General features: G+C 61.0%; 4 protein-coding genes. 3 read left to right on the top strand and 1 reads right to left on the bottom strand.

Going from position 1 to position 2786, the window contains the following annotated elements; all coding sequences use genetic code 11:
- Positions 1-524: UbiA family prenyltransferase (locus QZ517_RS19960; protein ID WP_294230802.1), on the bottom strand; the 524-nt coding region annotated here is incomplete at its 3' end.
- 12 nt (positions 525-536) lie between these two features.
- Here QZ517_RS19960 and QZ517_RS19955 point away from each other — a divergent pair.
- The 3 genes from QZ517_RS19955 to QZ517_RS19945 are packed head-to-tail and all read left to right on the top strand — an operon-like array spanning position 537 to position 2616.
- On the top strand, positions 537-1262 hold the full coding sequence (locus QZ517_RS19955) for a 16S rRNA (uracil(1498)-N(3))-methyltransferase (RefSeq protein ID WP_294230799.1): 726 nt from the start codon (positions 537-539) through the stop codon (positions 1260-1262).
- Positions 1259-2110: a GNAT family N-acetyltransferase gene (locus QZ517_RS19950; protein WP_294230796.1), complete on the top strand. Its 852-nt coding sequence runs from the start codon at positions 1259-1261 to the stop codon at positions 2108-2110. The genes QZ517_RS19955 and QZ517_RS19950 overlap by 4 nt, the downstream gene beginning before the upstream one ends.
- A complete protein-coding gene (locus tag QZ517_RS19945; protein ID WP_294230793.1) occupies positions 2107-2616 on the top strand; it encodes a hypothetical protein in 510 nt (169 codons plus the stop codon). The genes QZ517_RS19950 and QZ517_RS19945 overlap by 4 nt, the downstream gene beginning before the upstream one ends.
- The last annotated feature ends 170 nt before the right edge of the window (positions 2617-2786 follow it).

Here is a 2786-nt window from a genome sequence, read left to right as displayed (position 1 = left end):
GCGAGGCCCAGAAAGACCTGCGGCCACCAGGTGAAGCGTTTGGCAAAGGGGTAGATCGCCACCGGGATCAGCGAGGCGATGCCCAGCAAGATGGCGTTGACGTTGAACGTCAGCAGGATGGCAGCTGAGATCAGGGTTTGAATGCCCATCCAGGCAGCGGCCTGTTTGGTAGTGACTTGGCCTGACGGGATCGGGCGGGAGCGGGTGCGGGCGACCTTGGCGTCAATGTCGCGGTCGGTGATGTCGTTCCACGTGCAGCCCGCGCCGCGCATCAGGAAAGCGCCAATTGCGCAGCCGAGGGCGATCCAAAGGTCGAAGAGTGTGGCATGGCCGTCGCTCAAAATGGCCAGTGCGAGGCTCATCCAGCAGGGCAGCAGAAGTAGCCAGGTGCCAATCGGGCGGTCGGCGCGCGACAGGCGCAGATAGGGGCGAGACCAAGCCGGGGCACGGTGGTCGACCCAATTGCCTGTCACAGCGTCAGAAACTTGACCCTTGGGGTCTTCCTTTGCGGGTGTGTCGGCCATATGTCGGTTCCCATGAAACAGGCAAAAGTCAGACTGTATGTAGAGCAGGGCTTGGGGGAAGGGCAAACCATTCCTCTGACCAAAGAGCAGGCGCATTACCTTTTTGGCGTGATGCGCATGGCAGTGGGTGATCCGGTGCTGGTGTTTAACGGGCGGGATGGCGAGTGGCGCTGTGCTGTGACTGTGGCGAATAAACGCAACGGGGAGCTGGTGTGTGAGGCGCAGACCAAGCCGTTGCAGATGCCGCCGGACCTGTGGTTGTGCTTTGCGCCGATCAAGAAGGCGCGCACGGATTTTATTGTTGAGAAAGCGGCAGAGATGGGCGCGGCGCGGATTGTGCCGGTGTCGACAGATTTCACGAACAGCGAGCGCATTCGGCAGGATCGTCTGCAAGCCCATGCGGTGGAAGCGGCGGAGCAATGTGGCGGGACCTATGTGCCGGAGGTCAGCGATCTGGTGAAATTGGATCGCTTGCTAGCGGAGTGGCCGGAGGGGCGGCAGTTGATGTTCTGCGATGAGGCCGAGGTGGGCAGTGCCAAGCGTTTGGCGGCGTCGACCGGCGGACCCTGGGCGATCTTGATTGGGCCGGAAGGTGGATTTAGCGATGCAGAGCGGGCGCGGCTTAAAGCCCTGCCATTTGCGCATGTGGTGAGCCTGGGGCCGCGGATTTTGCGGGCGGATACGGCGGCTGTGGCGGCGATGACGCTTTGGCAGCAGAGCCTTGGAGACTGGCAGTGAGCTGGCGCGCGGTCACGGAAGCGGACCTTGTCTGGATTGAGCCGTTTCTGCGGGAGCATGTGCAGAGTTCGATGTTCTTTTTGAGCAATCTCAAGGAGCATGGGATAGACGGCACTGCGGATCGTGCGATGCGCATTTGGGCGTTGGATGATGATCGCAAGGGGCTGTTTGCCCTGTCTAACGGCGGCATGATCTTGATGCAGGCGCCGGATGCTACAAAAGAAGATTGGCTGGCGACACGCGCCTTTTGGGCGGAGCGGGAGCTGAATGGGTGTTTGGGAGACGGCGTGCAGGTGGCGGCGTTTTTTAAAGCCACCGGCATGGGCGACCGGCCGATGTCGCTTAATGAAGACGAGCCGGGCTATCGGCTGGAACTGGCGCAGCTCAGGATGCCGGAGTGTGGCGGGTTCAGCATAGTGCCGCTTGGCGAAGAACACCGCGCGTTGGCGGTGGAGTGGCGCATGGCCTACCATGGCGAGGTTCTGGGCACACCGGCGCACAAATGCGCCGAGGTGGCAGCGCAGGATATTGCGCGCTGTATTGAGAGAGACACGCATCGCATTTTGTTGAGGGATGGCGTGCCGGTGAGCAAGACCGGGTTCAATGCCACTTTGCCGGATACGGTGCAGATTGGCGGGGTGTATACGCCGCCTGAACTGCGCGGTCAGGGATTGGCGCGGCGGGCCGTGGCGCTGCATTTGCAGGAGGCGCGGGACAAAGGCGCAAAGTTGGCCATTTTGTTTGCGGCCAATGAAGCGGCGGCGCGGGCGTATGAATCCATTGGGTTTGAACGCAACGGGACGTTTTCCTTGATGATGTTTATGGCGGAAGAGGAGGCGGTCACATGACATTCATTCGACCTGAGGCCCGCGCGGCGGTGGCGCAGTGGCGGGAAGCCTTGGTGGGCGTCGCAGTGCTGTTGCTTGGCCTGTGGTGGGCCAGCGGTTTTGGCGTGATGAAATGGCTGGGGATTGGCCTGGTTGCGGTTGGCGCGGTGCTGATTGTCAGTGGTCTGCAGCGTGGGCGGTTTCGCATTGGCAAAGGCGGGCCGGGCGTGGTTCAGGTGGACGAAGGCGAGGTGGCCTATTTTGGCCCGCTCAACGGCGGCAGCGTGGCCATTCGCAGTATCAGCCGCGTGGTGCTGGACGGGCGGAGTAAACCTGCGGTCTGGGCGTTGTATCAACCCGGGCAGGCGCCATTGCATATTCCGGTGAATGCCGAAGGCTCCGATGCGTTGTTTGATGCCTTTGCCTCACTTGAGGGCATCCGCACAGAACATATGCTGACGCAGTTGAAGACCACACCGGATCAACCGGTCGTGATCTGGGCAAAATCAGACCCCCGGTTGCATTGACACTGCACAAAATTACGATCACGACTACTGTCCCAAGCGAGTTTGCAGGAGCGGAGCAAGCCTATGTCTATTCCACAGTCCGGCGGCGGGCCGATCGAACATCACGATCAGCTGGCTGAATACCTCAGCGATGGCTGCAAACCCAAAGAAGACTGGCGCATTGGCACCGA

This window comes from uncultured Shimia sp., assembly GCF_913054185.1.
In the GTDB taxonomy this organism is placed as follows: Bacteria; Pseudomonadota; Alphaproteobacteria; order Rhodobacterales; family Rhodobacteraceae; genus Shimia.
The sequence above is the reverse complement of the archived record's forward strand: the minus strand, read 5'-3'. Positions and strand labels throughout refer to the sequence as shown.